We start from the raw sequence: 25,171 nt of genomic DNA, 5'->3' as shown, positions 1-25,171 counted from the left end.
AGTAGACTTTTTACTTTCTATGACCCAGATGATAATCCGTTAGGGTTTGCCAATAATAGACTAAATCCATTAAAACAAGGCCCTTTTGGTAAATTACAGAAGGGCCTGAATAGTTATGATTGATTCTTTTCTCTGATTAATTCATCACGATCGGATGCCATTGGGGGCTGTTCCATCCAGCTGTTTTTTATCATAATATTCGCCCCATCCTCAGAATACATTTGTACTTCTAAGGATAGCCTGTTATACATTGAAGCAAGATCCCCTCTCGGACTTTGACTGACAGCTGTACCATAATAACCAACACTCATCGCAATCAATCCGGATGTCATGAACATCATGAGTTTATCAGAAAAGGTTTTTGTGGTACTGTTTGTGACTTCGGAATCCCACCCCATCGGTGCAGGGAGTTTACTTTCCTCTAATTTTCCTCTAAATACTTTTATGTGTTTATTTCCAATTTCCAGACCCTTTAAAAAGAATTTTTTTACATCCTTATCCTGTGCAACCTGACTGAATCCAGTGAGTACAGCTACTCCGAGAGCATTTCTTTGCAGATTGGCAAATAAATTATCGACTTCGGCAGCAATTAACGGTCTTTTTTCTCCAAAAACATCTAACATAAACCATTGCTTTTTTACGAACTCAATCTTCTCTAAATTAGGCATGCTAGGAGATCTAATAAACAATCCTTTTGATAATAATAATTCTGTTGAACGTTTATATAATTCCATTGTTTCCGTAAGGCAGTCCATGTAATAAGCTCTGATGTCATTTCTTACAGATGCTGCTACAGCTGCCCCATATAAGGTAAGCCCGACCTTTGACATCTGGTTGATATAATTCAGTACAAAACCGTCAGAATATAATCTTGGAGCAGTTACATCCACATCCTCTTCAATGTTAAACCCGTAAGGAACTTTATTTTTTTCCTCCGTTAATATAGAAGTAACGATTTCTATGTGTGATGTAGATAACTCTAAAGCATATTCAATAATCGGTTTGATTTCGTCATCCTCTGCTTTTTCTAAGAAATATGTGAGGACACATTTACTACCGCTATCATTTAAATATTGCACCCAAAGTTGAGCGATCTCACCCGCAGTTAACCTTATCTGGGATCCCTTTTTCTCCATAAGTAACCTCCAAAATAGAAACTATAAATACCATCCCCATAAATTACCTCTTCTATGTATGAGTTGGTCATGGTTTTATTAAAAAATCCCATCAACCAATAAGGTCGTCGACATTTTTATCCTCTTTTTCTCCACAAACCGTAATTTTCTTTTTAAGACACGTTAACCTGTTTAACAAAAAAAGGGCACTTATCCTTTTAGCAGAATAGCACCCGTTTGTCTAATAGTAAAAAGCCATCTTTACTAAATATACCCAGAAAGCTATTAGAACTCATTTATATCAGAAATTACATTTTTTAATATTTCAATCGATTTTATTGGCTCTTTATCAAGCTCCAAACCGTGATTTCCACCATTCACTACCTTTAATACTAGATTATGATTGTTTTTCAATTTTTCAAAGCGCTCCTCAATAAAACAACGATCTTTATCACCTATAATACAAAGTCCCTTATTATCACTATGGAGCATTGCGTTAAATACGTCATCATTTTGTAGAATTGGGGTTAACCATACTAATTTTGCATTTTTGAACATTGTATTCTTTATCAAATAACTTAACGCTTTTGTTCCAATTGATTTTGCGACAACATAATAATTACTATATTCCTTGCTCTTTATGGCATGATCAATTGCAAGTTGTACATCTCTTGCGAAATCCTCTGAACTGAGAACAGATAACTCTTGACTATTAAATGAATAGTTAATATGTAAAACATCAAAACCTTTAGAGTAGAATAACCCGGTTGTAAAGTGTAACAATGGAGCTTGAGTTGTGTAACCACCTCCAGGTAAGACAATAACTACATTTTTCACTGCTTCTTTTTGTTCAATTAATCTAACAGGAATACTTTTAGAACCAACAATATCATTAGTAGTCACGATTTTCTCACACCTTAACGTTTTAGTATTTTAAAATCGAATAGGCTTTTGCCACAATAGCTTTAACTCTTGGAGTACCTCCTTGAAGGTTCCAAAACCATTCCAAATTTGAGGATTATGGTAATGGTCCATTTCCACACAACCCTTCTTCAAAAAACGTACCCATCTGTAACTTAGATCATTTAACAGTTACTTATCATTAAGGTGATAACATAGTTGAACTACACCAGAGGAAAACCGTTTTGTTTCAACTAGTTTTAAATTAAGCCTTTGCTTAATATCGATAAACAGTGGTTTTCCTTCACCCAAAACAATCGGGTGAACCGATAATCTAAATTCATCGACAAGTCCCGAGTTTACAAAGGTTGTAATTAGACTTGATCCACCATAAAGCCAAATATCTTTGCCTGGTTTATTCTTCAATTTGTTTATTTCAGCCACAATATTTTCATTTATGTATATAACGTTATTTTCGGACCTTTTATGTGTCTTTGAAAACACATATTTCTCTTTACTATGGACCAATTCCCAAATTTCTTTTTCTGTATCAGAAACTTCCATATCAGGTGTATACGTACCCCATAAATCATAACTTTTTCTTCCATACAAAATAGTATCTATTTGATTTAAGAATTCCTTGAAATTCATATCGGAATCCATAATGCACCAGTCTATTTCCCCTTTTGGACCTTCGATAAATCCATCTAAAGTAACTGCTAAGTCTAAAAGTACTTTTCTTGTTCTTCCGTACTGTGTCATAATACGTCCTCCTTTTGGCAAATAACATTGAAATGTTTTACTCGTTGCAGGAACCTGGTAAGTTTGAAAAGAAATTCCGCAGCTACTTAACGATTTCCTATTGGACTCCTACAAGTCCCCATTGGAACACCCTTTTGATTAAGGATTTTTTTAAGATTCACAATTGCATTTCCTTGATAAACTTGTTCCATCATCTTTTCGATTTGTTCGATTTCGGGTTTACTTATTTTTTGCTTCATAAGCATTTTTTGCAACCATTGACTAATTTCTGTCGGAAAAACGTTCCCAGCCATGGAGGAAAGTCGATTATATCCATATGATATTTTCTCTTCTAAATCTACTTCTCCACCAGCATAAAAGTAAAAATCATTCCTTCCCAAATCATGTTTTATTCGTGTCACTTTTTCTTTATTGCCAGCATCTTTTATTCCAACCACTGAGTCTATTTTACTTAATTGAATAATGCTTTGTTCTGATAAATCAAATCCAGTTCTTCTTGGATTGTTATATAGTATGGTAGGTTTATGACTAAGGTGGATAATTCGCCTTGTATAAACGAGTGCTTCTTCTTGTGTTGGAATAATATACGGTGGAAACCCAAGCATGATGCCTGCTATTTTTGTATGATGAATCTTTTTCGCTAATTCCTCTGCCTCTTTCTGTCTTACTGAAGATACACCAAATATGATTTCCATGTTCGTAACGAGTTCTTCTTCACGTTCTAGACCGTTTATTAATTCAATTTTCTCTGGGAGGCTTAGACTATGCTGTTCTCCAGTAGTTCCAGAGACAAGAACAGATCTTATTCCTTGTTTATATAAGTCTCTAATATGACCGATTGTCCCTTGAATATTCAAAGATTCATCTTCAAAAAAAGCGGTTGGTACCGCAATATGAATATTTTCAGTTAGCATGATGTTTTCACCCTTATCCTAGTTATTAAACGAAACTATCATTGTTAGATAAATAATTTCCACAAAAAAAGCATTAATCCTGCTTATATCTCTCCGAGTGTTAGACTTATATTACGGTTTCAAAATAGAAGGTTATGAGTCAAATACCAATGTTTTTTTAGAAGGCTTATTTGAAACCTTCTTTTGGTATATTCGTATAATAATTAAGATTTACAAAATGAGTAATGACTATTAGAGTATAGTAGAAAAGAGTTAGGAAAGGTTTGAGTTTTTTGGAAAGTGAACAAAGAATTAAGTTTTTTGAGGGCAATGCTTTAGGTTTATTAATTGGCCCTGTTATGTTTGGTTTCTTCGGAAGTGCAATTCCAGATTGGTCCTTTCGTATTTTTTTATTAATGATGGTGACTACATTCATCTTGCTTTGCATTGCTAGGTATTGGTATAAAACGATCCCCAATACAATTAGGTATAACTCTTTGGTTGCTTTTTTAATGTTGATATCCATGGGTTTATATATTGCAATCCCCATTTTACGAATTTCATTTCATACGATGGTTTTTTGGCCGTTATTAATTCTTTATTTGTTAGTTATGGGGTACTCATTACTTAAAAGAGAAATGATCTTTCAGGCTTTTCATATGCCGGGGAAATCTAAAATTGTTTTAGGATCGTATGTGTTTCTAATGATCCTTACCATCATCAGTGCATTTTCATTTCGAAATGGTCAGGAACTAGTCATCATGCAACTATTAAGTGAAAATCAAGGATTAATTTTCTTTTCATTTATCCTTTATTTAGGCGGATTGTTTTTATCCTTTATCGCATTTGCTCTTCTAAAAAAGCCGGAAGAAATTTAACAGAGTATGAATGGGTAAGTGGACATAGGAAAAATTATATGAAAATTGATATGTAAGTTCTCTTTATTTAAAGACTGACTAAAGAAGGACTTTTAGTTGGGTATGTTCAGAATAATGTTTATAATGATGATATCGGTTTTATAGGAGGAGAAAGCAATGTACATAACTGACGAAGCGAAGCAATTATTGGAAAAATCAGGCGCAGTGGGAATTCGTTTATACACAGTTCCAGGCAGCGATGCTGGACCTCAAATTGCTTTAGCGATAGAGGAACCACATGAATTTGACCGTGTTCAAACAATCAAAGGAATTAAGGTAGCCTTCGATCCAAGTGTAACAGGAACCGAAGTCTTGACGTTAGACAAAGAAGAGAATGACAATGGTGTAGGGTTAATTTTAACAGGCCCAGGAAGCTATTCCTAAGAGGAGGAATCACAATGCCCCTAAAAAAGATTACACCTGAAAAATTGTATCAAAAAATGAACGAACAAGAAAAGGTAGTTCTTTTAGATGTAAGAGCTAAGGACAAATACAACGACTACCATATTGAAGCTGAGAATATTGATAGTCACAACATACACAAAGCTGAAATTTTTACATTAGAGGAAAACAAAGACGTGTCGATTACATCTTTGCCAAAGGATAAAGAAATAATTGTGACATGTACAACCGGAAACTCCGCTACAAAATGTGCAAACATCCTTTCAAATCAGGATTACAATGTTACCGTTTTAGAGGGCGGGATAACGGCATGGAAAGAATTTATAAAGACGAAATAAAAAAGGCAATTGCTACTTCTTGTAAACGGTCCTTTTGAGGTGTTTTGGTGAACAAGTTGTATATTTAACATTTTAAAGTAAGAGCATTTCTTTGTAATGAGAAATGCTTTTTATTTTTGTTTAAAGTTAAAAGGATATCTCAATAACAACAATAATACAATAAAAATCAATAATAATTTATTGAAAATCGATAAATAATATGTTAAATTCGTTTTGTCATTAAATAAGTGAGGTGTTTTAAGTGAGATTTAAACCAGGTTCTACAACTTTCTTGGAGGGCATTATTATTCTGGTTGGAATTGCAGTGCTTGCCGTGTGTATATATTTTTTGCCTGAAGCAGCCAGAAGAGATGCAATAGAACGTTCAGGTGATTATTCGCTATATCCACTTTTGGTATGTGCATATGGAATATGTATTACGTTTTCTGTGGCGTTATATCAAATATTTAAACTTTTAACCTATATCGAAAAGAATAATGCTTTTTCTGAGTTATCTCTTCAATCTTTAAAGGTAATTAATAAATGCACTTTTACTGTCATTTTTTTCATTTTTTTAGCAATAGTTTATTTAAGGGTGCGTGTTCAATTTACAGGTGATGATGCAGCAGGTCCAATATCTCTAGGTCTAATGGGCATCTTAGCAACAGGTATCATCGCAGCCGGTGTGGACGTACTTCAAAAACCTATAAAGAATTTCTTGGATTCACAACCAAAAAACAATTAACATTTTGATATATACGCTGTTTTCGGTATATCATTTATCGTTTCTCGGTTTGGCGATATACCGATTAAGCTGTTTTCGGTATATCATTTATCGTTTGTCGGTATACCGTTTACGTCATTTGCGGTATACCATTTAATATTTCTCGGCTTTTGGAGTACAAAAGCGACAAAGACACTCAATATAAAAATAGACAACAAAATAATTAAGTAAAAGATCTAATAGTTAAGAAAGTTTCAATGTTAACTATGACATAATTAACGTAAAAATGGCGTGCCAAACCTGCTTTCAGTTCACACGCCATTTTTGTTGTCAATTATATAAAATACATCTCAAAACGGAACGGCTCATACTACTTGGCACTTTTTTGGTACCTGAATCTTTATCTAATTGGTGAAATCTACTTTTTTGATACAAACGCAAAGGATTTTTAAGATGGTGCAGCGAATCTTTTACCACTGAGTGAAAATTTACTACAAGGCAAAAGTTACGTGAAAAGTAGTCGGAATCCCTCATGATTATGAAATAGAAAACATATAGTACCTGTATTCAGCAGAAGATTGAATACAAGTAAGCCTCCGGTGGATGCCACAAATTTTTAATGGGAAGGTTTCGAGCAAACACGAAAAAGTCGAGGCGCAAACTCGCCGAGGTGTATTTGATTTACGATAAGTTCTCCTGTTATAAGTCGTGTATCAGAGGGGAGATGGGACGATGAGGTACGAGATGCGGATCGCGACAATGCTAGCACAACAGATTGATGGGTTTATTAAGTTCGTTCAGGAAAACTATGAGAATAAACATAAAAGTTACATAGAAAATCCCGATAAATTGTATCAGGTGAGACTACTAATCGAAGAATTTAAGTTCCAACTTAACGCAGCTGAACTTTGCAGAATCAACCGTTTTTCTTGGAATGAACGATACACAAATTTATTAGTTGATGATGTAAAAAAGGGCTTGGATGTAATTGAGGAATACGTTCATAGAAACTATGATGATTTATTTATCTTAACTGGTAGACTTCACACATTAAGGAGTCTTTGTTCTTCATTTCAATTTCAATTTGAGAAGAGTAGGGATTGTTGATGTTACGGAAGTAAGGGGAGGGCTAGATTATTGAAGGCTAAAACACTCTTCGTTATAACGACCATTTTATTTTTAAAACTTTATTTAGAGGCTTTTACACGTATTGCTAGTACATTTTTGTCAAGGGATGTTCTTCATTTACTGTTTTTAATAATTCCCGTTATTTTAATTGTTCTCTCAATATTATCAGCGAGAAAGACCTTCGACATAATTAGAAAACGGAACCAGTAGTGACGAGTCTAATAAAGAAGGAGATAAGTATATGGAACAAAAATGCGAGGAGATTATCAAAAAAATGCATGATTCCTATAAAATGACCGGAAATAAGGATGAAGTTGGTCAGCTTTGCCAAAAAGCCTATGCTGATTATAAAGCTGGAAGGTTATCGCAAGAATGCTATAATTCAATCTACTATCATGCGGTGACCATCGGGACAAATCGATAAACAAGAAAGAGTATTTGTTAGTAATTATAGAACATACTTAATCACTGTTGCCCTATATCTAAGGTTATGGTGATTTTAATATTTCGAGGAAATAGTTAAAGGGATTAACGCCGTTTCTGTTGAAATAATTACCTAAAGTCTTTACACGGAGGAATTTTAATGTATTCATATACAATCTGTTTTATAAAACAAGGAAACAAGATCTTATTATTAAATCGAGAGTCTCCCGAATGGATGGGAGTTTGGAATGGTGTTGGAGGTAAATTGGAGGCTGGTGAGACTCCATTTGAATGTGTCCTGCGAGAAATAAGAGAAGAAACAGGTATTGAGATGGAACCTCAAAACGTTATTCATAAAGGGAATATCACCTGGACAAATCCAACGCATTCTTATGTAGATGGAATGTACGTTTTTGTAGCAGAACTGTCAGAAGACTATGTGTACCCTACACCTCTGAAAACCGATGAAGGCATATTAGATTGGAAAGATCTATCTTGGGTTTTGCATCCAAAAAACGTGGGATTAGCGAACTTGAAATACTATTTATCTGAGATTTTATATGATGAGATAAATTATGAACATCGGTTTGTGTATGATGGGGACGATGTTGTGGATTTCTCAAGATTACCTTTGGTTGAACCTGTTTTAACTAAATAACAGCTAAAGCAGAGCGCTAATCTTAAAAACCGTGAACTTATAAGTGACTATGGAAAAGAAACCAATGTCATCATTTCATCCAACGGAGAATTGACAAAATGCAATGTCAGGCAGCTGCTGCCTGACAAGTATGGAACTGAACTTGAATAGTCGTGAACACAATGATGGGGTCGGTTAAATTAGCTGAAAAAAGTATAGTACGAAAAACGGATAATTTAGCAATATTGGCAAGGAACACCTTTCATTCATACAAGACTTTTGGTATAATATTTCTGAATATTACCAATTTTTAAATACAAATAATGGGGGGGTTAAGGGATGAAGAAGTTTAGTTTATTGTCTGTTCTTATTTTATTAGCATTGGTCGTCAGTGCATGTGGAGGAAGTTCAGAAACAGGAGGGGACGGAATAAGCGAGGATGGAACCTTAACATTAGGGGAAACGGGGCTTTTTAAAACCACAAAAGGCGATTTTGAGGTAACAATTGATAGTGTAAAAACTGAAGAAGGTGGAGACGGTGAAAAGTCTCTAAGGGGTACATACATTGTTGCGAGTATTACCGTAACAAGTAGATCATCGACTGTGGTAAATGTGGAGGATGTTTTACCATTCCAAATCTATGTTGATGACATCGTGAACTGGAATAATGTAACATATGGTAAAGAATTCAGTTTTGGTGGACAAATCTCTGGTGAAATCAGTGAAGGTGAATCACTATCTGGTAATATTATTTTTGATGCAAGGAAATCCGATACCTACACAATTTTACTAGGTGGAAAAGCCGAACCTAACAAACTTGAATGGAAATTAACCGCAGACGAAATTCAATAAGAATTAATCTTTTCATCCACTCTCTTATGGGAGTGGATTTTATTTTTTATAGGACTGAAACATTGATTCTAGTGCTTTTGTACTTTAAACTAGTAATAATGTCATAGTCTAATCGAATTATAGTTGGTTTTGTTGACTCAACGTTTGCGAAAACATCAAGGGAAGAGGGAAGATATGAAAATTAAAACAAAACTGAGACTCTCTTATTAACAATAATAACACTGCACTCGTTGTGGAAAATCAAAAAACTGAAAATGAATAAAAAATATGCTTGGGTTGCCAAGCATTTTTTTTGTGTAAAAGAAAATTGCATTTATAAATCAACAAGTTTTTATTGAAAAACGATAAAAAATATTCTATAATCAATAAAAGAATAATCGAGTGGAAGAATTTTTCCAAAAAAAGATGGAGGCTCAGATTATGAGAGCATTAAAACAACTTGCTCGTTTTGGGTGGGAGCAGGCCCTATCCTGTTTGTTTCCGGTCGTCATTTTTGCTTCTTTGGCACTTACAAAAATCATCCCACTACCAATCTTGTCAAGGTATGATTGGCTCCTAATCATATGCCTCCTCATGCAGTGGTGGATGGTGCGTTCAGGGTTGGAGACTCGGGATGAGCTTAAGGTTATCACGCTCTTTCACCTTATCGGACTCGCGCTTGAACTATTTAAGACACATATGGGCTCATGGTCTTATCCAGAGGAAGGCTATTTCAAAGTTTTTGGAGTACCTTTGTATAGTGGGTTCATGTATGCAAGTGTTGCGAGTTATCTTTGCCAGGCATGGAGGAGGCTTAATGTTGAACTAATTAATTGGCCGCCATTTTTGATAGTTGTTCCTTTAGCTGCTGCGATTTATTTGAACTTTTTTACACACCATTATTGGATTGATGTACGTTGGTGGTTAGCTGGTCTTGTAATAATTGTTTTTTGGAAAACATCGGTCACATACGAGATTAATGGAACCCATTACCGGATGCCACTTGCATTATCTTTTGTACTGATTGGATTTTTTATATGGATTGCCGAAAATATTGCAACGTTTTTTGGAGCGTGGGAATATCCAAACCAAACCTATGCATGGAGCCTTGTTCATCTAGGAAAGGTGAGTTCATGGGTCTTATTGGTGATTGTTAGCTTTTTGATTGTAGCAACGTTAAAGCAGGTTAAGGGAAAAAATGATATGAGGATGGATACTAACCAATATTTATAAAGAGGATGGGGAAAATGAAAAAATTTCTATTTATGATAGTTCTTCTTATATTATTATCAGCATGTACAACTAATTCAGGTACTCCAATTGAGCCGAATGAGAATAATATGATAATCCATATAAAAAACAACACTGATTTTAAATTGTTTGGGCTTGAAGTTGCAATATTGAATCACTCACAAGGTAGTGTTAACGCCGATGGATCTGCTATTAAAAAAGGTGATGAACTTACCTTTGAACTTTTGAAAGAAGACTTGGAATTAAACGGTGAAGTGGACATGGAAGTATTTATTTTAACAGACACCCACATAGAGGATAATGGTGATAGAATTCCATTAAAGGATACAGTTGCAGTTACGTTAGACAGTAACAAGGAAATATTTTTTGAACTGACTGGTGAAACGGTAAATGAGGCTGTTTTAAGAATGGTAAAATGAGTGTAGTGGATATGAAGGAGAAGGCAATGGGCATCACAATTAAAAGAATCGATAAGGAAAAAGCGTGGGAAGTAAGACATAAAGTCATGTGGCCTGATAAGGACTATGACTACATAAAGTTAGAAGATGATGATGTTGGGCTTCATTTTGGTCTTTATAAAGAAGATATGCTGACTTCGATTATTTCCCTTTTTATAAAGAATGATGAGGCTCAATTTCGAAAGTTTGCCACGTTTCAACAACAGCAAGGTAGGGGATACGGGAGTGCATTGTTAGACTTTGTTATAAAGGAAGCAAAGAATCACGAATTGAAAAGAATTTGGTGTAATGCCAGGAAGAATAAGGTTGATTTTTACAAAAAGTTTGGTTTGCAAGAAACCAAACAGAGCTTTAGTAAAGGTGGAAAATCCTACGTCATAATGGAGAAATACGTTTAGGTAAGGGGGAGAAGTGTATTGCGAATTAGAGAGATTACACCTTCAGATGCAGAACATTTTAGTAAGCTTACTCAGCAGATTGAAAATACCTCAGAATACATGCTTTGGGAAGCGGGAGAAAGGCAGGTAAATCCCGACCAACAACGAAAAATGATCGATAGAATTAGCTCTGATGAGAACTCAACTATTTTTGTCGCAGAAGAAGAAAGTCAATTAATTGGATTCTTAATGGCAATTGGTGGTAATGCGCGAAGAAACAAACATTCAGTGTACATAGTAATTGGTATTCTAGAGGGATGTAGAGGAAAAGGCGTTGGATCCAAATTATTTGAAGAACTGGAAAAATGGGCGTTCATTCACAAAATCCATCGATTGGAGTTATCCGTTGTTGTTCGCAATAAAGCGGGTTTATCTTTATACAAAAAGATGGGATTTGAAATTGAAGGAACAAAAAGAGATTCACTACTCATCAACGGTGAATATGTGGATGAATATTATATGTCAAAGCTTTTAAAGGTGTGATAATCCAAGCAGGATTCACACCTTTTTTGTTGAATTGTAACATACAAACAAAAAAGATCTGAAGGGGAGAATTGGTATGTTAAAAGTTGATGATCAATTAGCTGAATTTACACAAATGCATGATGAATTTATCATAGATTGGAACAGTGCGATGAAAACAGGGGACACCTCAGCATTAGAAAGAATGACGGAAGACTATTATGTTACTTTTTTTAATGATTCAAATGAAAAGCCAATGCTATTTAGCAGGGAAGAAGCAATTAGCGGCATGCGCGAATCAGTGAAACAATTGATAGGGGCACAAAAGGAATTTAAAAATCGTGTTATTCGGATGAAGGATGCCGAAAATGCTGCTGTCTTTTACGAACTGTTACTCGTACAAGATGAAAAAGTGCTAGCAAGACTTTTTACAATTGAGACCTGGCATCTTACAGATGGAAAGTGGATGCTTGTGAGGGAAGTAGAAGAACCGATTTAATCCTTTAACTTTAAATTGGAGTGGTATTTATGAAAAAGATCTATACTATTAGGCATTGTGAGGCTGAGGGGCAGTCACCGGATGCGCCATTAACAGAAAAAGGCCAATTACAAGCTATGGAGTTAGCTGCTTTTTTTGAAAACAGAAAAGTAGATCGTATCATTTCAAGTCCGTTCAAGCGGGCGATTCAAACAATCCAACCACTCGCAAATAAACGAAATATCGATATCGAAATGAATGTTCAACTAGCTGAACGAGTGCTTAGTACAAAGAATATGCCTGATTGGTATGAAAAATTGAAAGCTACATATGAGGATTTTGAGCTTAAATATGAAGGTGGAGAATCTAGCCGAGATGCTGCAAATAGAATCATTGAAGTGGCCGATGATGTTATAAAAAATGGTGGTGAACATACAATCATCGTTACACATGGAGGTTTAATGTCATTGCTTTTAAACCATTTTAATAAAAATTTTGGATTTGAGCAATGGTCAAAACTAAGCAACCCTGATGTTTACATTTTAAAAATGGGTAATCCGACTATTTTTGAGCGGATTTGGAGCATTGAGAAATAAAAACTGAAACTTCTTCCAATTCTATGCGTAAATGTAAATAGAATTTTAAAGCAAGGTGTACTTGATTGGGGGGAATGACCGTGACGCTTATCGAAAAAATAAATCACATAGTACCTAGAAAAATAATATCAGCATCCATTTCAGGCGCCCTTTTTGCAGTTTTACTTGGGTTATTTGTTCCGAGTCCATTTGGAAATGAAATAAATTCTATAAAGGACTATTTATGGAGGTTTACAACATCTGTGCCTTTTTACCTCATCTACAGTTTTCCGGTTATCTTTGTCTACGGAACGATAACATCAATCTTAAGCGACTTTTTATCCAGACTAATTTCGAGAAATAAAATGAACAAATTCAAACCGACTATTTCAGCAGTCTTTCATTTACTGTTCGGTTCTATTCTTAAATGGGTCAGTCTCAGCGCAGCCATCTTGTATTTTGTAACAGACCGCTATTTACTTAAAAGAAAGGATCGATACAAATGGATCCATGCTTTCAAAAGTCTAGCCATTCCACTCCTCATTTGGATTGTATTCATGGGAATTATTTGGATTGTGGATTTCTTTAAAGATGGTGGAAATTATATTGTGTATTAATTTTTTCTAAACCAATCAAATATGTAAATTAATGGTGGTGTGTTACTTCTACCAGAAAAGAATAGCTGTTTTTCAATGGGAAATTCTAATGTTAATGTGTTTTTGTAAGACATTCTTGAAAATGTTAGGAGCGACATGAATGGAGACAATTTGGCTAGAATACGCATGGGCATTATTAATATTGATCGGCCTAGAAGGATTGCTATCAGCCGATAATGCCCTTGTACTTGCAGTCATAGCCAGACATTTACCAGAGGATCAGAAAAAGAAAGCGATAAATTACGGAATATTAATGGCTTTTGTTTTCCGTTTTGTTGCCCTTTTTGCGATATCGTTTATCGCTAACGTATGGCAAATACAGGCGATTGGAGCACTTTATCTCCTATACCTAGGGTTAAAGCATGTCTTCCAGGCAAAGTTCGGAAAAAACAATAAGGATATTCATGAGGATGATAAAAAAGAATCCGCTGGTAAAGGGTTCTGGCCTACAGTTGGAAAAATTGCATTAGCTGACCTTGCTTTTGCAATCGATTCAATTTTAGCTGCGGTTGCACTAGCACTTGGACTTCCAGATTCCCCATTAGGCGATTTCGGTGGCATGGATGGAGGACAATTTATTGTGGTTGTTCTTGGGGGTATTGCTGGATTAATCTTAATCAAATTTGCAGCGACCTGGTTTGTTCAATTACTTGAAAAAAGACCAGCACTCGAAACCACAGCATATGCTATTGTAGCATGGGTCGGCGTCAAACTTGCTGTCATTACACTAGCACACGAGGATATCGGTATCTTAGATCACGATTTTCCTCATAGTACACTTTGGACAATTATTTTCTACGGGGTATTAGTTGCGATTGCTCTAATTGGTTGGTTTGCACCAAGTAATAAGCAACGACCTAAAGATAAAGCTTCATAGAAAGATGTAACAGGTACTTTTCTTTTAAAAGGAGAAGTACCTTTTTATTTAAAAAGATAATGGGAAAACTAGCCGAGAAAGGGGATGTAATAATGAATAAGAAAACATCACAAAAATTAAGTTATGAATCAGATGGAAAAATGGGAAAAGAAAATCATAAGAAAAAGTCAACAAAAAACGATGAAGGCAATTTTTTTAACATGACACAAAACAGTGAGTGATAGTATATATATCTAAGAGGTGTGAGTATCCAAGCAGGATTCGCACCTTTTTTTGTTGAATGTAACAAGCAGACGAGGAAGTTGTAGCCACAAAATTAGGAGTGTGAGTCAAATTGTTCGAAGTATATGAAAGAGAACATGTTACTTGTGTTGAAATAGAGGTTCCGAATCTGCCTAATTTGTTTTTCTTTGTAACGGATGGAATGCTTGTTGATACAGGAGCTCAAAAATTTGAAGCTAAAATTATCTCATATTTAAAAGAAGCATCATTTGATGTAGTTGCATTAACACATAGTCATGAAGACCACAGTGGCACAGCTCCATGGATTCAAGAAAACCTAAATATTCCAATTTATCTATCGCCGCTTGGTATCGACATATGTTCACAGCTAGCACCTTATCCAAAATATCGCAGAGAAATTTGGGGTATACGAAAGGAATTTGCCCCACTCCCTATTTCAGATAGAATTCAATCTAGGAAAAGGCAGTGGAAAGTAATGCATACTCCAGGCCATGCAGATGACCATATTGCTCTTTTGGATGATGACACAGGAACATTGTTTTCAGGTGATTTGTTTGTATCACCAAAAACAAAGGTCATCATGAAATCCGAATCGATTCCTCAAATCATAGATTCCATCCGAACTGTTCTCACCCACGATTTTGGCTCAATGTTTTGTTGTCATGCTGGATACATACAAGACGGAAAAGGGAGGATGAAACGAAAATTAGAGTATCTAGAAAATCTTTGTGGTGAAGTGAAACATCTTGAGCAAAATGGACTCTCCGTAGAAGAAATTGATCAAAAGATATTCCGAAAAAAATACCCGATTACTTTTGTATCAGAAGGTGAGTGGGACTCTTTGCATATTATTACGTCAATCATTGGTGCTGAAAATCGTTAAATGGCAGGAAAAAATCCTGCATATTGACAATTGTATCCAGAGTTGTATAATTTAAGTAATTAAGTAATTACTTAAATATTATGATGGAGGTATTTTAGTTGGCCATCAATGAACTATTTAAAGCTTTATCTGATGAAAATAGAAGGAAGATTTTAGACCTTTTACGAAATGGAGATTTGACGGCTGGAGAAATTGCTCAACATTTTGAAATGAGTAAAGCAGGTATATCCCAACACTTATCAGTATTAAAAAGTGCTGATTTAGTATTTGCGGTAAAAAGGGGGCAGTACGTTTACTATTCGTTAAATTCAACTGTATTTCAAGAAGTCCTTAAATGGATCATTCAGTTCCATTCGAATACAAAGGAGGAGAATGTATGATAAAGAAAAACTGTATCGGTATTTTAATTTTGTTTTCTTTTGGTTTGAGTTTTTATGTTATGACAAGAAATTCTCTAGAAGCTACGAGTTTTGGTCCACCAGAAGTGTTGTTATTTAGTATTCCTCTTACGATGATTATTGTAAATAGCAACCTGCTCATACTCCCTAAAATGATGAAATCAAAAGAGTCTTACTTACGTTATAAAAAAGGAATGGAAAATATATTTTTAGCATTATCACTCATCTTAACCATCCTTCACATAGGACTCATTTTAACCGTAACAGGTATTGAGTTTAATGTAATCCTGTTGGTTCCGTTAAGCGTCGGTATTGCCCTTATCACCACAGCAAATACACTTCCTAGATTCAGAATAGATCTGCATTCATCCTCAGACCTTACTACATCATCCCATCATATATGGAACATTGTCATACGTCCTTTTTCTTTCCCTTTGATAATTGGAGGATTACTCATGTTATTTTGTGTGCTACTTCCAGAGCATCTCATCTTAACTGGATTTTTAACGATCCTTTTTTGTACATTACTTATTTCCATCACCCTTTCTTTTAAAGCATATAAAGCACATTCTAATAAAATTGTATAGAGGAAATTAGTGATACAAGGGTTTGAGGAATAAATGATATAATAACTACTTTAAAGGAGTGATGAGATATGAAATTAAAAATAGTAGATTCAAATTATTCCGTTGTGAAATTATCTTCAACTGAAAAAATACCATCATGGGCATTAAATGCAGATGTATCTTCTATTACACGAACGGATGAAGAACTGTCAATTGTGTGTCCAACCGAATGTTTACCGATGAATGAAGCATTTAAGGATGTTGAAAACGATTGGATGTGTATAAAAGTAGAAGGAGTTTTAGATTTTAGCTTAACTGGAATATTATCAACATTAGCAAATCCATTAGCCGAAAATAAAATCAGTATCTTTGCTATTTCAACTTTTAATACTGATTACCTACTTGTTAAAAACCACTCAATTGAAAAAGCAAAAGTTGTATTAGAGAATGAGGGCCACATTTTTAGCAATATTTAAAACAGTTTATGGAAGGAAGGGTAGTTGAAAAAACAATTTCTCAGACTGATTAAAAAAGTGGCTGAAAAAAACTATGGTTATTGAATCCATAGTTTTTTCTTTCAATGAAGTATCTCTTAATTTTGAGATGGAGGTGTAAAACCAATAGGTATGCATACTTCAACTGTAGTGCCTTTATTTAACTGACTAGAAATGTTCATCATTCCACCGTGCTGTTCAATGATTCTAAAACAAACCATTAAACCTAAACCAGTTCCATTTTCTTTCGTTGTATAAAAGGGTTCTCCTAGTTTTGGGATTCTCTCCTCTTCTATCCCCACTCCTTGATCTATAATTTGAATACTTACCATCTTGTTATTGATTTTCTTAGCCTTTACAATAATCTCCCCACCATTTGGCATAGCCTCAATCGCATTTTTAATAAGATTAATAAAAACTTGTTTTAACTGATTTTGCTCACAATTAATGAACGGTATATTTAAATCATATTCTGAAATAAGTTGTATACCTTTTAATGTGGCCTGGGTTTCAAGAATTGACGTGATATTATTTAGGATAAGTTTTATATTTTGTGATTCATACTTTATTCCTTGCGGCTTTGAAAGAATTAGGAATTCACTCACTATCAGGTTAATTCGATCTATTTCCGATAACAAAATATCTGTATAATGTTTATCAATATCTGATGAAAGAAATTGAACAAAACCTTTAAGAGTTGTTAATGGATTTCGAATCTCATGAGCCACTCCGGCGGCTAATAGACCAACAGCCGCTAGCTTATCTGACCTTCTTATCCTTTCCTCTGCTAATATAGACTCAGTGATATCCTTTGTAATTTGATATATTCCAATACATTGAAAATCAATTATTATAGGTATCATTTTTAACTCAATTACTCTGTTACTACCATCTTTATGAATCATTGATAGGGTAGATTCCTTCCATTCTCCTTGGCTAACACGCGTAAAGTGCTCACTGTATAAATCTAGGTCTTCAGGAAGGATAATAGAATCCCACTCCTTTTGTTGGAGCTCTGTAATCGTATAACCAAGTATATTCTCTGCAGCTGGATTTGCCTCTATTAATTTCCCGTCTAAATTAAATGTAAAAATGGGGTCAGAATTATGTACAAATAATGACTCGAAGCGTTGTTCGCTTTCCTTAAGACGTTTTTCTAATAGTATTCGATTCTGTTCCTGGCTATGAGTAAGTAATTTTTCTACTTTTTTACGTTGATCGATATCGATATCAATTCCATTTATCTTTATAAGAGTTCCGTCAGAGTCAAAAATAGGTGTAATGCGTTTTTGAATCCACTTTATTTGACCATTCGGTAATAGTATCCGGTACTCTGCAATGCATTCTTCTCCTTTTTTTAACTCCTGCTCTACTTTGTTTACAATATCCATATCTTCCTTGATAACGACTTCTTTCCAGAACATGATGTTTTCTTTAAATTCATTAGGTGAATACCCATAAACATCACTAATTTTTGATGAAACCATCAATTTTTTAGAAAGGAAATCAAATGAGTAAATTGCAGCATCTACATTGTTAAAAAGTTCGTTTAATTCCATATCTTTTTTCTGCGCTACCTGAGCGTAATATTTAGCTTTATCATACTGTAAACCAGTCCACCATACGGGATAAACCATTATTGCGGAAATGATGTATTCGAATATAGGTACGTACCCCAATTCAACATAATCAAAAGTTTTAAAAGCGGCTGTTACAACGACATAAATCAATATCATTATTATTCTACCTGTATATTTCATTTCATCATTAATCTCCTTCTAACAAACCATTACAATAAATATCGCTTTCTAAACTTTTTCCTTATCGGGCATTTTTCTTTAATAAGAGAGCTTCTTTTTTAATGCCCTATCGCATTTAAGAAATTAGTCCTTGTATCGATGTTCATAGCAATGCTACCTGTCACCTATTATCTAGCCTCACAAAAAACCTTTAAACTAGTTAATACCAATTCTCCAGTTTGTTTTGTCGAGCTTTTAAATAGTTTATCAATCACATTCATAACGGTTCGATAATACTTGGTTTCAAACTCTTGCTCAACAACCGTAAGTTCGCCCTGTTGCTGCAAGTGGTACGAAAAAGCCATACGATAGGTCTGTGATTCAAGCTCGAACGCAAAGACCGAGGGTTGGATGAAGTCCTTATTCCTGCCATTTAACAAAACTTTCTCTTTTCCTTCTTCGGCCATCAATTGAAAGGATGCTCCCGTTTTCATGTCATCACTGGGGTTAGAATAACGAATAGAAGTGACATTCGGGAACCACTTTTCCCGCAAATTTGCCTTTGCAATCGTTTCAAATACAGCTGTAATAGGTGCCTTAATAACGACTGATTGTTTCATAGTCATACCTCGTTCTTTTTAATAGATTAAACATAGCAGAAAAGGGATTGTTTGTGGAGGCCATTTTTACCGTAGTACTTGCTATAATAAAAGATAGCTAGGGTAGAAAAAAAGACAACGAAAAAATAAAAAATTTACTACTAAACATCATTTGGAGGCGTGAATGAGATGAAAAAAGGTCTTTTTATTATGAATGAACATCTTTTTGAAAAGGTATACACACCGAAAGTACAACAGGAAATATCACAATATGTTGATATCATGGGTGAACCTTTAACAACGGATAATTATCAAAATCAACCTGATTTATTAAAGGAAGTAGAGGTTATATTTTCAGGATGGGGTGCTCCCGTATTCAATCAATCCTTTTTAGACAAGACACCTAATCTAAAAGCAATTTTTTACGCTGCTGGAACGATGAAAACATTATTGACAGATGAAGTATGGAGAAGGGGAATAAAAGTAACAACCGCTAATACGGCTAATGCCATTCCTGTAGCGGAATTCACCATAAGTGAAATTTTATTCTCCTTAAAAAATGGTTGGAAATTATCTAGACAACTTAAACAGGAAAAAACCTATACTAATGGCGTTTTTCAACCAATGATTGGTATCTATCAATCTACTGTTGGGATTATTTCCTTAAGTCAAGTTGGACGTAAAGTGGTCGACCTCTTGCATCATTTCGACATTGAAGTTTTGGCTTATGACCCATTTGTTGGGGAAGAAGAAGCTAGTCATTTACATGTTAAGCTTTGTTCTTTAGAAGATATTTTTAAGTTATCAGATGTGGTTTCTTTACATACCCCACTCTTACCTAGTACAAAGGGGATGATAACAGGGGACCATTTCCGCTCCATGAAGGAAAACGCAACATTTATTAATACGGCCAGAGGCGAAATTGTTCGAGAAAATGAAATGATAGAGGTTCTACAAGACCGTTCAGATATTATGGCGCTTTTAGATGTCACATTTCCAGAACCACCTACGGAAGATTCATTGCTGTATACTCTACCCAATGTTATGTTAACACCTCATATTGCAGGTAGTGCAGGTTCGGAAAGAGCTCGATTGGGCGCGTTTATGTTAGAAGAAGTGAAACGATACACCGCTGGTGAGGCTTTGCAATACGAAATAACCGAGCAATTATATAAAAATATGGCATAGTGGAGGTGGTTTCCGTGGTGAAAACAGGACTTTGTTCGGTAACGTTTAGAAAGAAGAACCCGGAGGATATTATTAAAATAGCTTCTGAGGCTGGTCTTCAAGTGATTGAGTGGGGTGGAGATGTGCACGTTCCACCTGGTGACTTAGCCTATGCAACAAAGGTTGGAGAATTAACAAGAAATGCTGGTTTGGAAGTCTCTTCTTATGGGTCCTACTATCGTGCTGGGGATAACGAGTCCATTCTTCCCATTATTCAAACGGCTCAAAGTCTAGGTACCACATCCATTCGAATTTGGGCTGGTGTGATGGATCGTTCAAAAGAAGTTGGAAAAATAAATGAAGAAGATTTTAATCGAATTGTAAAAGATGTGAAGGAATCCGCTCGAATTGCAAGAGAATATGAGATGTCGCTCCATCTGGAATATCATCGTTGGACATATACAGATACACCAGAGAGCTCAAAATTACTAATGGAAGCAATTAATGAACCGAATGTATTTTTATACTGGCAACCAGCTACGGGAATAACAAAGGAAGATAGGTTAAAGAGCATTGAACTCTTACAACCATGGCTTACAAACATTCATGTGTTTCAATGGGATGAAAATTTCAGACGCTATTCACTTGAAGATGGTAAGAATGAATGGAAATCCTATATAAACCATATTGAATCATTATCACCAGTGGAACGTTCTTATTTATTAGAATTTGTAAAAGACGAAGATGTAACTCAATTTAAGCAGGACGTTGAAACATTGAAACAATTCTTCCTTTAATTTGTTGGAAAGAGTAGGAGCATGTTTTGAACAATTATTTTTTCAAAACATGCTCTTACTATATTATCTATAACACCTTTTGAATGTCTTCCTCCATTTTAGCAGGCTCCGTTTGTGGAGCGTAGCGTTCCACAACCTGACCATTACGGTCTACTAAAAATTTTGTGAAGTTCCATTTAATCGCTTTTGATAATACTCCTTTTTGCTCGTCCTTTAAAAATTGAAACAGCGGGTCAGCATTTTCACCATTTACCTCAATTTTTCCAAAGATCGGGAACGTCACCCCATAATTAAGCTCACAAAAAGAGGTGGTCTCTTCAATTTTTTCGAATTCCTGATTCCCGAATTGTGCACATGGGAACCCAAGCACAACGAGTCCATCTTTTTGATATTTTTCATAAAGCTCCTGTAATCCCTTAAATTGAGGGGTGAATCCACATTTACTTGCTGTATTTACAATTAATAGTGGCATCCCCTCATAATCCTTCAACGACTTCATTTCTCCATTTGCCATTTTCACTTCAAAATCATACACACTTGCCATGATTCCCACTCCCTTATGTACGAATTAACACCATCGTAAAGGATGTCCGTTCGAGATTCAAGTTTGGACTACTTTTCTCATTGCTTTTCATGTACTATTTTGGAAGAGGGAAATTTTTCAAAGTGGGGGTACTGAATGAAGCAAATCATTGGAAAATGGAAGTTCCCAGCATTGCTTTTAACCGGGTTGGGATTATCATCTTTGGGAGATTTTGTTTATCTCGTAGCTATTAACCTACTTGTTTTAAAAATGACAGGTTCGGCCGCAGCAGTTGCTGCTTTATGGGTTGTCGGCCCCATCACGTCCATTCTTGTAAATGGCTGGTCCGGGAGCATCATCGACCGCTCGAATAAAAAGAAAATCATGATTGTAACCGATATCATTCGGGCCGTTGCGGTCGCCATCATTCCAATCCTTCCAAGTATCTGGATGATTTATGCGGTGTTATTTGTCATCAATGTTTCAAAATCCTTTTTCACACCGACATCAACTACGTACATAACCGTACTCATTCCAAAGGAACAGCGGAAGACCTTTAATTCAATTAGAAGTTTGGTCTCATCGGGTGCATTCATTACAGGCCCAGCTATTGCAGGTATGTTATTTGTAGTCGGTAGTTTGGAAATCGCAATCTATAGTAATGCAATCTTATTTGCCATTTCAGCAATCCTCATTGCATGTCTGCCTAATCTTGATAGCGGTCAAACCCAAACAACGGAAAAGCTTCAATTCAAAAAGTTAAAAGAAGATTGGAAAGAGGTCATTCGCTTTGGCAAGAAAGAAGTGTTCGTAATGACCATATATTTCAGCTTTATCGTGTTCGATATATTTACAATGGCGATGGATTCGCAAGAGGTTGTTTTTACACAACGAGTGATTGGCTTAACGGAAGTTGAGTATAGTCTTCTTATCAGTGTAACCGGGATTGGCTATGCCGCAGGCGGTTTACTGGTTATTTTTATTTCTAGGTTTCTATCGATTCGTACCCTTATCGGAACGGGACTCTTTATGCTTGCGACAGGTTATTTCATTTACTCGATTGCATCGAGCTTTACGATCGCAGCCACCGGATTTATCATTTTAGGATTCTTTTTTGCCTTTTCAAATACAGGCTTTACCACCTTTTATCAAAACAATGTCCCTGTTGAAATGATGGGGCGTGTCACCAGTATTATTAGTGTACTGCAAAGTGCAGTGTCTGTCGTTTTCCTATTATTTATTGGAATCATGGGCGACCTCTTACCGTTACGCTATACCATCGTAACATTATCCGTCATTAGCATGGTCTTAGCCATAATAGTGATCATTCTTGTGGCACAGAAATCGAGAAAAGTATATTTTGTGGAGAATCAGAGTCAAAAGATTATGGAAACGTAAAAATAGGACGTGAACTTTTCTATGACTATGGTAAAATATTCAAAAAGAAGTGAGGAAAGCCTATGAAATTTGTTCATATCTTTGGACCTCAAGCAGTTGGAAAAATGACGGTTGGACAGGAATTAGCAAAAATAACAGATTTGAAGTTATTTCACAACCATATGACCATTGACTTAGTGAGTCACTTTTTTGACTACAGTACGAAAGAGGGGAAACGATTAGTCAAATTGTTTCGTCAGGAGATTTTTGAAGAAGTATCAAAAAGTGATTTATATGGCATGATTTTCACGTATGTTTGGATGTTTAATTTAGAATCCGATTGGGAGTATGTAAAGGAGCTTTCGGAACTTTTCGAATCAAGAGGGGCCACTGTATACTATGTAGAGCTTGAAGCTGACCTGGAAGAAAGACTTGAAAGAAATAAAACCCCAAATCGACTCCAGCACAAACCAAAAAAACGAGATATCGCCTGGTCTGAAAATGATATAAAACAGACGATGGAAAAACATCGATTGAATTCATATGATGGAGAAATTACATTCGATCATTACATCAAAATAGACAATACAAACCTTAGTGCAGAAGAAGTAGCCAAAATGATAAAGGAAAAATTTCAATTATAAAACGCTTGGAATTTGACTCCAAGCGTTACTTTCGTACATTCTGTAACTCCTCACGAAGCAGCTCAAATCTTTTTTCCAGTTCATGAGTAAAATGGTCACGTGCTTGTTTTGCATCCATATCAGGTGATGCAATAAACATGGGCTCACCGAAGATAAGCTTAGCCTTTTTAAACTTCAATAATTCCTTAACCGTATTTGGTCCAAGATACACAGCTGGAACAACGGGAACCTTGCTTCGTTGCGCAATTGTGATTGCCCCTTGTTTTAAGGCAGTTTGCTCATTTGTACGTGTTCCGCTTGGGAAAATTCCAACAATCTCACCCTTTGAAAGCAATCTCGATGGAATTTTTAACACACTTGGACCAGGATTATCACGATCCACTGGGAAGGCGTTTAGCTTTGATAAAAAGCCGCCGACAAATTTGGAACCAAACAATTCTTTTTTTGCCATGTAGTGAATTTGTCGTGGTAATAATGAAACACCAAGCCATAAAATATCAATATAACCTGTATGTGTACAAGCAACAACATAAGCCCCGTCCTTTGGTAGTTGTTCCCTGTTAAAAACTTTGATCCCACCAGTAACGGTAAGTATGCCTTTTACAATCGATGCAATGAAATGATACACTTTGCCTTACTCCTTTTCGAAAACTAATAAACTATTAAATTATAGCATGAAATAATGGTACAAAAATACCAATAAAGCGAGGTATCCTATGAAAAAAATCATGGTAATCGGGATTTCGGCTGGGGTTGGGAAATCAACATTTGCTAAAAAATTAGGTAGAGAACTTGGAATCGACGTGTATCATCTAGACAGCTATTTTTGGAAACCTGATTGGGTTGAAGCATCACACGAAGAATTTAAAGCAGCCCAAGAGGAAATTGTTGCAAAAGAGTGTTGGATTATTGATGGAAATTATAGCAAAACGTTCGAACTACGTGCAAAAGAAGCTGACACCATCATCTATCTCGAACTTCCTAGATACCAGTGCCTCTACCGTGTAATTAAACGTTATTTTACATACATCGGAAAAAAACGTCCTGACCTCGGCTGCACAGAAAAATTAGATTGGAAGTTTATCAAATTCATCTGGACGACCTACAAACCACGTTTACATAAAATGCAGGAAAGACTTAACCGATTATCACAAGATAAAACAGTGATTATTCTAAAAGGGAAGAAAGAAATGAATGATTATATAAGTAATATGCAATGAAAGGTGAAAAAACACCCATCATTGGGTGCCTTTTATTTAGATAATTTTCGTTTCATCCTTTGGAGCTTCAAGCTTCATCTTTTCAAGTTCGACACGCATTTTTTCCGTTTCAAGCAAATAATTTTCGTTCTTTAGCTTCTCTAGCTCCAATTCATCTTTAATCATTTTGTGTTTATATTTTGATTGTGTTTGAAAGTGACTTGTAATAATCGCAACAAGAGGGATTGAAAAGATCATCACAACTGTAACAAGACCTGTCATTATTTGACCTCCTTACA

General features: G+C 35.4%; 35 protein-coding genes and 1 pseudogene. 27 read left to right on the top strand and 9 right to left on the bottom strand.

The annotated features are described in order from the left end of the window. Nucleotides 1-113 precede the first annotated feature (113 nt). From BTHG_RS10580 to BTHG_RS10565, 4 genes are all read right to left on the bottom strand, one after another. Nucleotides 114-1,136: a DUF3231 family protein gene (locus BTHG_RS10580; RefSeq protein WP_010676717.1), complete on the bottom strand. Its 1,023-nt coding sequence runs from the start codon at nt 1,134-1,136 to the stop codon at nt 114-116. Nucleotides 1,137-1,400: 264 nt separating this feature from the next. Further along, nucleotides 1,401-2,018, bottom strand: a complete 618-nt coding sequence (locus BTHG_RS10575) for an alpha/beta hydrolase (protein ID WP_010676716.1) — start codon at nt 2,016-2,018, stop codon at nt 1,401-1,403. Nucleotides 2,019-2,207: 189 nt separating this feature from the next. After that, nucleotides 2,208-2,777: a dihydrofolate reductase family protein gene (locus tag BTHG_RS10570; protein WP_010676714.1), complete on the bottom strand. Its 570-nt coding sequence runs from the start codon at nt 2,775-2,777 to the stop codon at nt 2,208-2,210. Between the two features lie 86 nt (nt 2,778-2,863). Then, a complete protein-coding gene (locus tag BTHG_RS10565; protein ID WP_010676713.1) occupies nt 2,864-3,691 on the bottom strand; it encodes a dihydrodipicolinate synthase family protein in 828 nt (275 codons plus the stop codon). 272 nt (nt 3,692-3,963) lie between these two features. On the opposite strand from BTHG_RS10565, the gene BTHG_RS10560 reads away from it, so the two are divergent. From BTHG_RS10560 to BTHG_RS10455, 22 genes and pseudogenes are all read left to right on the top strand, one after another. Then, entirely contained in the window at nt 3,964-4,548 is a 585-nt protein-coding gene (locus BTHG_RS10560; RefSeq protein ID WP_148361195.1) for a hypothetical protein, read from the top strand. Between the two features lie 156 nt (nt 4,549-4,704). Further along, on the top strand, nt 4,705-4,971 hold the full coding sequence (locus BTHG_RS10555) for an adhesin (RefSeq protein ID WP_010676711.1): 267 nt from the start codon (nt 4,705-4,707) through the stop codon (nt 4,969-4,971). Nucleotides 4,972-4,985: 14 nt separating this feature from the next. Continuing rightward, the gene (locus tag BTHG_RS10550) at nt 4,986-5,327 is read left to right on the top strand and encodes a rhodanese-like domain-containing protein (protein ID WP_010676710.1); all 342 of its coding nucleotides are present in this window, start codon (nt 4,986-4,988) and stop codon (nt 5,325-5,327) included. 241 nt (nt 5,328-5,568) lie between these two features. Further along, the gene (locus BTHG_RS10545) at nt 5,569-6,051 is read left to right on the top strand and encodes a DUF2975 domain-containing protein (RefSeq protein WP_010676709.1); all 483 of its coding nucleotides are present in this window, start codon (nt 5,569-5,571) and stop codon (nt 6,049-6,051) included. Nucleotides 6,052-6,762: 711 nt separating this feature from the next. Beyond that, complete coding sequence (locus BTHG_RS10540) at nt 6,763-7,137, top strand: hypothetical protein (protein WP_010676708.1); 375 nt, start codon at nt 6,763-6,765, stop codon at nt 7,135-7,137. A 262-nt stretch (nt 7,138-7,399) separates the two neighbouring features. Then, nucleotides 7,400-7,582 carry a hypothetical protein gene (locus tag BTHG_RS10530; protein WP_010676706.1) on the top strand — a complete coding sequence of 61 codons (183 nt, stop codon included), beginning with the start codon at nt 7,400-7,402 and terminating at the stop codon, nt 7,580-7,582. A 159-nt stretch (nt 7,583-7,741) separates the two neighbouring features. After that, nucleotides 7,742-8,239 (top strand): NUDIX hydrolase, encoded by a 498-nt coding sequence (locus BTHG_RS10525; RefSeq protein ID WP_010676705.1) that lies wholly within the window; start codon nt 7,742-7,744, stop codon nt 8,237-8,239. Between the two features lie 30 nt (nt 8,240-8,269). After that, nucleotides 8,270-8,389 (top strand): annotated as a pseudogene (locus tag BTHG_RS27355) (cytidine deaminase); the annotation flags it as partial. A gap of 168 nt (nt 8,390-8,557) precedes the next feature. Continuing rightward, nucleotides 8,558-9,070, top strand: coding sequence for a DUF4352 domain-containing protein (locus tag BTHG_RS10520; RefSeq protein ID WP_010676704.1), 513 nt, complete (start codon nt 8,558-8,560; stop codon nt 9,068-9,070). A 420-nt stretch (nt 9,071-9,490) separates the two neighbouring features. After that, nucleotides 9,491-10,282: a DUF817 domain-containing protein gene (locus BTHG_RS10515; protein ID WP_010676703.1), complete on the top strand. Its 792-nt coding sequence runs from the start codon at nt 9,491-9,493 to the stop codon at nt 10,280-10,282. Nucleotides 10,283-10,296: 14 nt separating this feature from the next. Beyond that, a complete protein-coding gene (locus BTHG_RS10510) occupies nt 10,297-10,719 on the top strand; it encodes a putative periplasmic lipoprotein (RefSeq protein ID WP_010676702.1) in 423 nt (140 codons plus the stop codon). 26 nt (nt 10,720-10,745) lie between these two features. Further along, nucleotides 10,746-11,156 carry a GNAT family N-acetyltransferase gene (locus BTHG_RS10505; RefSeq protein ID WP_332306428.1) on the top strand — a complete coding sequence of 137 codons (411 nt, stop codon included), beginning with the start codon at nt 10,746-10,748 and terminating at the stop codon, nt 11,154-11,156. 18 nt (nt 11,157-11,174) lie between these two features. Then, the gene (locus tag BTHG_RS10500; protein WP_010676700.1) at nt 11,175-11,678 is read left to right on the top strand and encodes a GNAT family N-acetyltransferase; all 504 of its coding nucleotides are present in this window, start codon (nt 11,175-11,177) and stop codon (nt 11,676-11,678) included. Nucleotides 11,679-11,754: 76 nt separating this feature from the next. Further along, on the top strand, nt 11,755-12,156 hold the full coding sequence (locus tag BTHG_RS10495) for a hypothetical protein (RefSeq protein WP_010676699.1): 402 nt from the start codon (nt 11,755-11,757) through the stop codon (nt 12,154-12,156). 29 nt (nt 12,157-12,185) lie between these two features. Next, nucleotides 12,186-12,731 carry a histidine phosphatase family protein gene (locus tag BTHG_RS10490; RefSeq protein ID WP_010676698.1) on the top strand — a complete coding sequence of 182 codons (546 nt, stop codon included), beginning with the start codon at nt 12,186-12,188 and terminating at the stop codon, nt 12,729-12,731. A gap of 80 nt (nt 12,732-12,811) precedes the next feature. Then, the gene (locus BTHG_RS10485) at nt 12,812-13,327 is read left to right on the top strand and encodes a hypothetical protein (RefSeq protein WP_010676697.1); all 516 of its coding nucleotides are present in this window, start codon (nt 12,812-12,814) and stop codon (nt 13,325-13,327) included. A gap of 139 nt (nt 13,328-13,466) precedes the next feature. Next, nucleotides 13,467-14,243, top strand: a complete 777-nt coding sequence (locus BTHG_RS10480; protein ID WP_010676696.1) for a TerC family protein — start codon at nt 13,467-13,469, stop codon at nt 14,241-14,243. Between the two features lie 92 nt (nt 14,244-14,335). Continuing rightward, the gene (locus BTHG_RS27635; RefSeq protein ID WP_269719489.1) at nt 14,336-14,464 is read left to right on the top strand and encodes a hypothetical protein; all 129 of its coding nucleotides are present in this window, start codon (nt 14,336-14,338) and stop codon (nt 14,462-14,464) included. Nucleotides 14,465-14,577: 113 nt separating this feature from the next. Then, entirely contained in the window at nt 14,578-15,369 is a 792-nt protein-coding gene (locus tag BTHG_RS10470) for an MBL fold metallo-hydrolase (protein WP_010676695.1), read from the top strand. A gap of 98 nt (nt 15,370-15,467) precedes the next feature. Continuing rightward, entirely contained in the window at nt 15,468-15,749 is a 282-nt protein-coding gene (locus BTHG_RS10465) for an autorepressor SdpR family transcription factor (RefSeq protein WP_010676694.1), read from the top strand. Continuing rightward, nucleotides 15,746-16,354 (top strand): hypothetical protein, encoded by a 609-nt coding sequence (locus BTHG_RS10460; RefSeq protein WP_010676693.1) that lies wholly within the window; start codon nt 15,746-15,748, stop codon nt 16,352-16,354. The genes BTHG_RS10465 and BTHG_RS10460 overlap by 4 nt, the downstream gene beginning before the upstream one ends. 68 nt (nt 16,355-16,422) lie before the next feature. Then, nucleotides 16,423-16,809 carry an ACT domain-containing protein gene (locus tag BTHG_RS10455; protein WP_010676692.1) on the top strand — a complete coding sequence of 129 codons (387 nt, stop codon included), beginning with the start codon at nt 16,423-16,425 and terminating at the stop codon, nt 16,807-16,809. 116 nt (nt 16,810-16,925) lie between these two features. Here the strand turns inward: BTHG_RS10455 and BTHG_RS25780 are convergent, their stop codons facing one another. Further along, nucleotides 16,926-18,563, bottom strand: coding sequence for a PAS domain-containing sensor histidine kinase (locus tag BTHG_RS25780; RefSeq protein ID WP_187370774.1), 1,638 nt, complete (start codon nt 18,561-18,563; stop codon nt 16,926-16,928). Between the two features lie 191 nt (nt 18,564-18,754). Continuing rightward, the gene (locus tag BTHG_RS10445) at nt 18,755-19,186 is read right to left on the bottom strand and encodes an SRPBCC family protein (RefSeq protein WP_010676690.1); all 432 of its coding nucleotides are present in this window, start codon (nt 19,184-19,186) and stop codon (nt 18,755-18,757) included. Nucleotides 19,187-19,354: 168 nt separating this feature from the next. Between BTHG_RS10445 and BTHG_RS10440 the strand changes: the two genes are divergently transcribed. Then, a complete protein-coding gene (locus BTHG_RS10440) occupies nt 19,355-20,353 on the top strand; it encodes a hydroxyacid dehydrogenase (RefSeq protein ID WP_010676689.1) in 999 nt (332 codons plus the stop codon). Between the two features lie 17 nt (nt 20,354-20,370). Continuing rightward, on the top strand, nt 20,371-21,129 hold the full coding sequence (locus BTHG_RS10435; protein WP_083849137.1) for a sugar phosphate isomerase/epimerase family protein: 759 nt from the start codon (nt 20,371-20,373) through the stop codon (nt 21,127-21,129). Nucleotides 21,130-21,196: 67 nt separating this feature from the next. Here BTHG_RS10435 and BTHG_RS10430 read toward each other — a convergent pair whose 3' ends face one another. Beyond that, nucleotides 21,197-21,673, bottom strand: a complete 477-nt coding sequence (locus BTHG_RS10430; RefSeq protein ID WP_010676687.1) for a glutathione peroxidase — start codon at nt 21,671-21,673, stop codon at nt 21,197-21,199. A 135-nt stretch (nt 21,674-21,808) separates the two neighbouring features. Here BTHG_RS10430 and BTHG_RS10425 point away from each other — a divergent pair, with 135 nt between their 5' ends. Beyond that, nucleotides 21,809-23,050, top strand: coding sequence for an MFS transporter (locus BTHG_RS10425; RefSeq protein ID WP_010676686.1), 1,242 nt, complete (start codon nt 21,809-21,811; stop codon nt 23,048-23,050). Nucleotides 23,051-23,112: 62 nt separating this feature from the next. Beyond that, the gene (locus BTHG_RS10420; protein WP_010676685.1) at nt 23,113-23,673 is read left to right on the top strand and encodes an AAA family ATPase; all 561 of its coding nucleotides are present in this window, start codon (nt 23,113-23,115) and stop codon (nt 23,671-23,673) included. Nucleotides 23,674-23,698: 25 nt separating this feature from the next. On the opposite strand, the gene BTHG_RS10415 is transcribed toward BTHG_RS10420, so the two are convergent. After that, nucleotides 23,699-24,301: a lysophospholipid acyltransferase family protein gene (locus tag BTHG_RS10415; protein ID WP_010676684.1), complete on the bottom strand. Its 603-nt coding sequence runs from the start codon at nt 24,299-24,301 to the stop codon at nt 23,699-23,701. An 88-nt stretch (nt 24,302-24,389) separates the two neighbouring features. On the opposite strand from BTHG_RS10415, the gene BTHG_RS10410 reads away from it, so the two are divergent. Continuing rightward, on the top strand, nt 24,390-24,893 hold the full coding sequence (locus BTHG_RS10410; RefSeq protein ID WP_010676683.1) for a P-loop NTPase family protein: 504 nt from the start codon (nt 24,390-24,392) through the stop codon (nt 24,891-24,893). Nucleotides 24,894-24,929: 36 nt separating this feature from the next. Here the strand turns inward: BTHG_RS10410 and BTHG_RS10405 are convergent, their stop codons facing one another. Then, nucleotides 24,930-25,154 (bottom strand): hypothetical protein, encoded by a 225-nt coding sequence (locus BTHG_RS10405; RefSeq protein ID WP_010676682.1) that lies wholly within the window; start codon nt 25,152-25,154, stop codon nt 24,930-24,932. Between the last annotated feature and the right edge of the window lie 17 nt (nt 25,155-25,171).

Source organism: Bacillus timonensis (genome assembly GCF_000285535.1).
Taxonomy (GTDB): domain Bacteria; phylum Bacillota; class Bacilli; order Bacillales; family Bacillaceae_L; genus Ferdinandcohnia; species Ferdinandcohnia timonensis.
The sequence above is the reverse complement of the archived record's forward strand: the minus strand, read 5'-3'. Positions and strand labels throughout refer to the sequence as shown.

Coding starts and splice junctions, on each gene's coding strand:
- BTHG_RS10580 (WP_010676717.1), bottom strand. CDS start 1,136: ATGGAGAAAAAGGGATCCCAGATAAGGTTAACTGCGGGTGAGATCGCT.
- BTHG_RS10570 (WP_010676714.1), bottom strand. CDS start 2,777: ATGACACAGTACGGAAGAACAAGAAAAGTACTTTTAGACTTAGCAGTT.
- BTHG_RS10565 (WP_010676713.1), bottom strand. CDS start 3,691: ATGCTAACTGAAAATATTCATATTGCGGTACCAACCGCTTTTTTTGAA.
- BTHG_RS10555 (WP_010676711.1), top strand. CDS start 4,705: ATGTACATAACTGACGAAGCGAAGCAATTATTGGAAAAATCAGGCGCA.
- BTHG_RS10550 (WP_010676710.1), top strand. CDS start 4,986: ATGCCCCTAAAAAAGATTACACCTGAAAAATTGTATCAAAAAATGAAC.
- BTHG_RS10540 (WP_010676708.1), top strand. CDS start 6,763: ATGAGGTACGAGATGCGGATCGCGACAATGCTAGCACAACAGATTGAT.
- BTHG_RS10530 (WP_010676706.1), top strand. CDS start 7,400: ATGGAACAAAAATGCGAGGAGATTATCAAAAAAATGCATGATTCCTAT.
- BTHG_RS10525 (WP_010676705.1), top strand. CDS start 7,742: ATGTATTCATATACAATCTGTTTTATAAAACAAGGAAACAAGATCTTA.
- BTHG_RS10520 (WP_010676704.1), top strand. CDS start 8,558: ATGAAGAAGTTTAGTTTATTGTCTGTTCTTATTTTATTAGCATTGGTC.
- BTHG_RS10515 (WP_010676703.1), top strand. CDS start 9,491: ATGAGAGCATTAAAACAACTTGCTCGTTTTGGGTGGGAGCAGGCCCTA.
- BTHG_RS10510 (WP_010676702.1), top strand. CDS start 10,297: ATGAAAAAATTTCTATTTATGATAGTTCTTCTTATATTATTATCAGCA.
- BTHG_RS10505 (WP_332306428.1), top strand. CDS start 10,746: ATGGGCATCACAATTAAAAGAATCGATAAGGAAAAAGCGTGGGAAGTA.
- BTHG_RS10495 (WP_010676699.1), top strand. CDS start 11,755: ATGTTAAAAGTTGATGATCAATTAGCTGAATTTACACAAATGCATGAT.
- BTHG_RS10490 (WP_010676698.1), top strand. CDS start 12,186: ATGAAAAAGATCTATACTATTAGGCATTGTGAGGCTGAGGGGCAGTCA.
- BTHG_RS10480 (WP_010676696.1), top strand. CDS start 13,467: ATGGAGACAATTTGGCTAGAATACGCATGGGCATTATTAATATTGATC.
- BTHG_RS27635 (WP_269719489.1), top strand. CDS start 14,336: ATGAATAAGAAAACATCACAAAAATTAAGTTATGAATCAGATGGAAAA.
- BTHG_RS10460 (WP_010676693.1), top strand. CDS start 15,746: ATGATAAAGAAAAACTGTATCGGTATTTTAATTTTGTTTTCTTTTGGT.
- BTHG_RS10455 (WP_010676692.1), top strand. CDS start 16,423: ATGAAATTAAAAATAGTAGATTCAAATTATTCCGTTGTGAAATTATCT.
- BTHG_RS25780 (WP_187370774.1), bottom strand. CDS start 18,563: ATGATATTGATTTATGTCGTTGTAACAGCCGCTTTTAAAACTTTTGAT.
- BTHG_RS10445 (WP_010676690.1), bottom strand. CDS start 19,186: ATGAAACAATCAGTCGTTATTAAGGCACCTATTACAGCTGTATTTGAA.
- BTHG_RS10440 (WP_010676689.1), top strand. CDS start 19,355: ATGAAAAAAGGTCTTTTTATTATGAATGAACATCTTTTTGAAAAGGTA.
- BTHG_RS10430 (WP_010676687.1), bottom strand. CDS start 21,673: ATGGCAAGTGTGTATGATTTTGAAGTGAAAATGGCAAATGGAGAAATG.
- BTHG_RS10425 (WP_010676686.1), top strand. CDS start 21,809: ATGAAGCAAATCATTGGAAAATGGAAGTTCCCAGCATTGCTTTTAACC.
- BTHG_RS10420 (WP_010676685.1), top strand. CDS start 23,113: ATGAAATTTGTTCATATCTTTGGACCTCAAGCAGTTGGAAAAATGACG.
- BTHG_RS10410 (WP_010676683.1), top strand. CDS start 24,390: ATGAAAAAAATCATGGTAATCGGGATTTCGGCTGGGGTTGGGAAATCA.
- BTHG_RS10405 (WP_010676682.1), bottom strand. CDS start 25,154: ATGACAGGTCTTGTTACAGTTGTGATGATCTTTTCAATCCCTCTTGTT.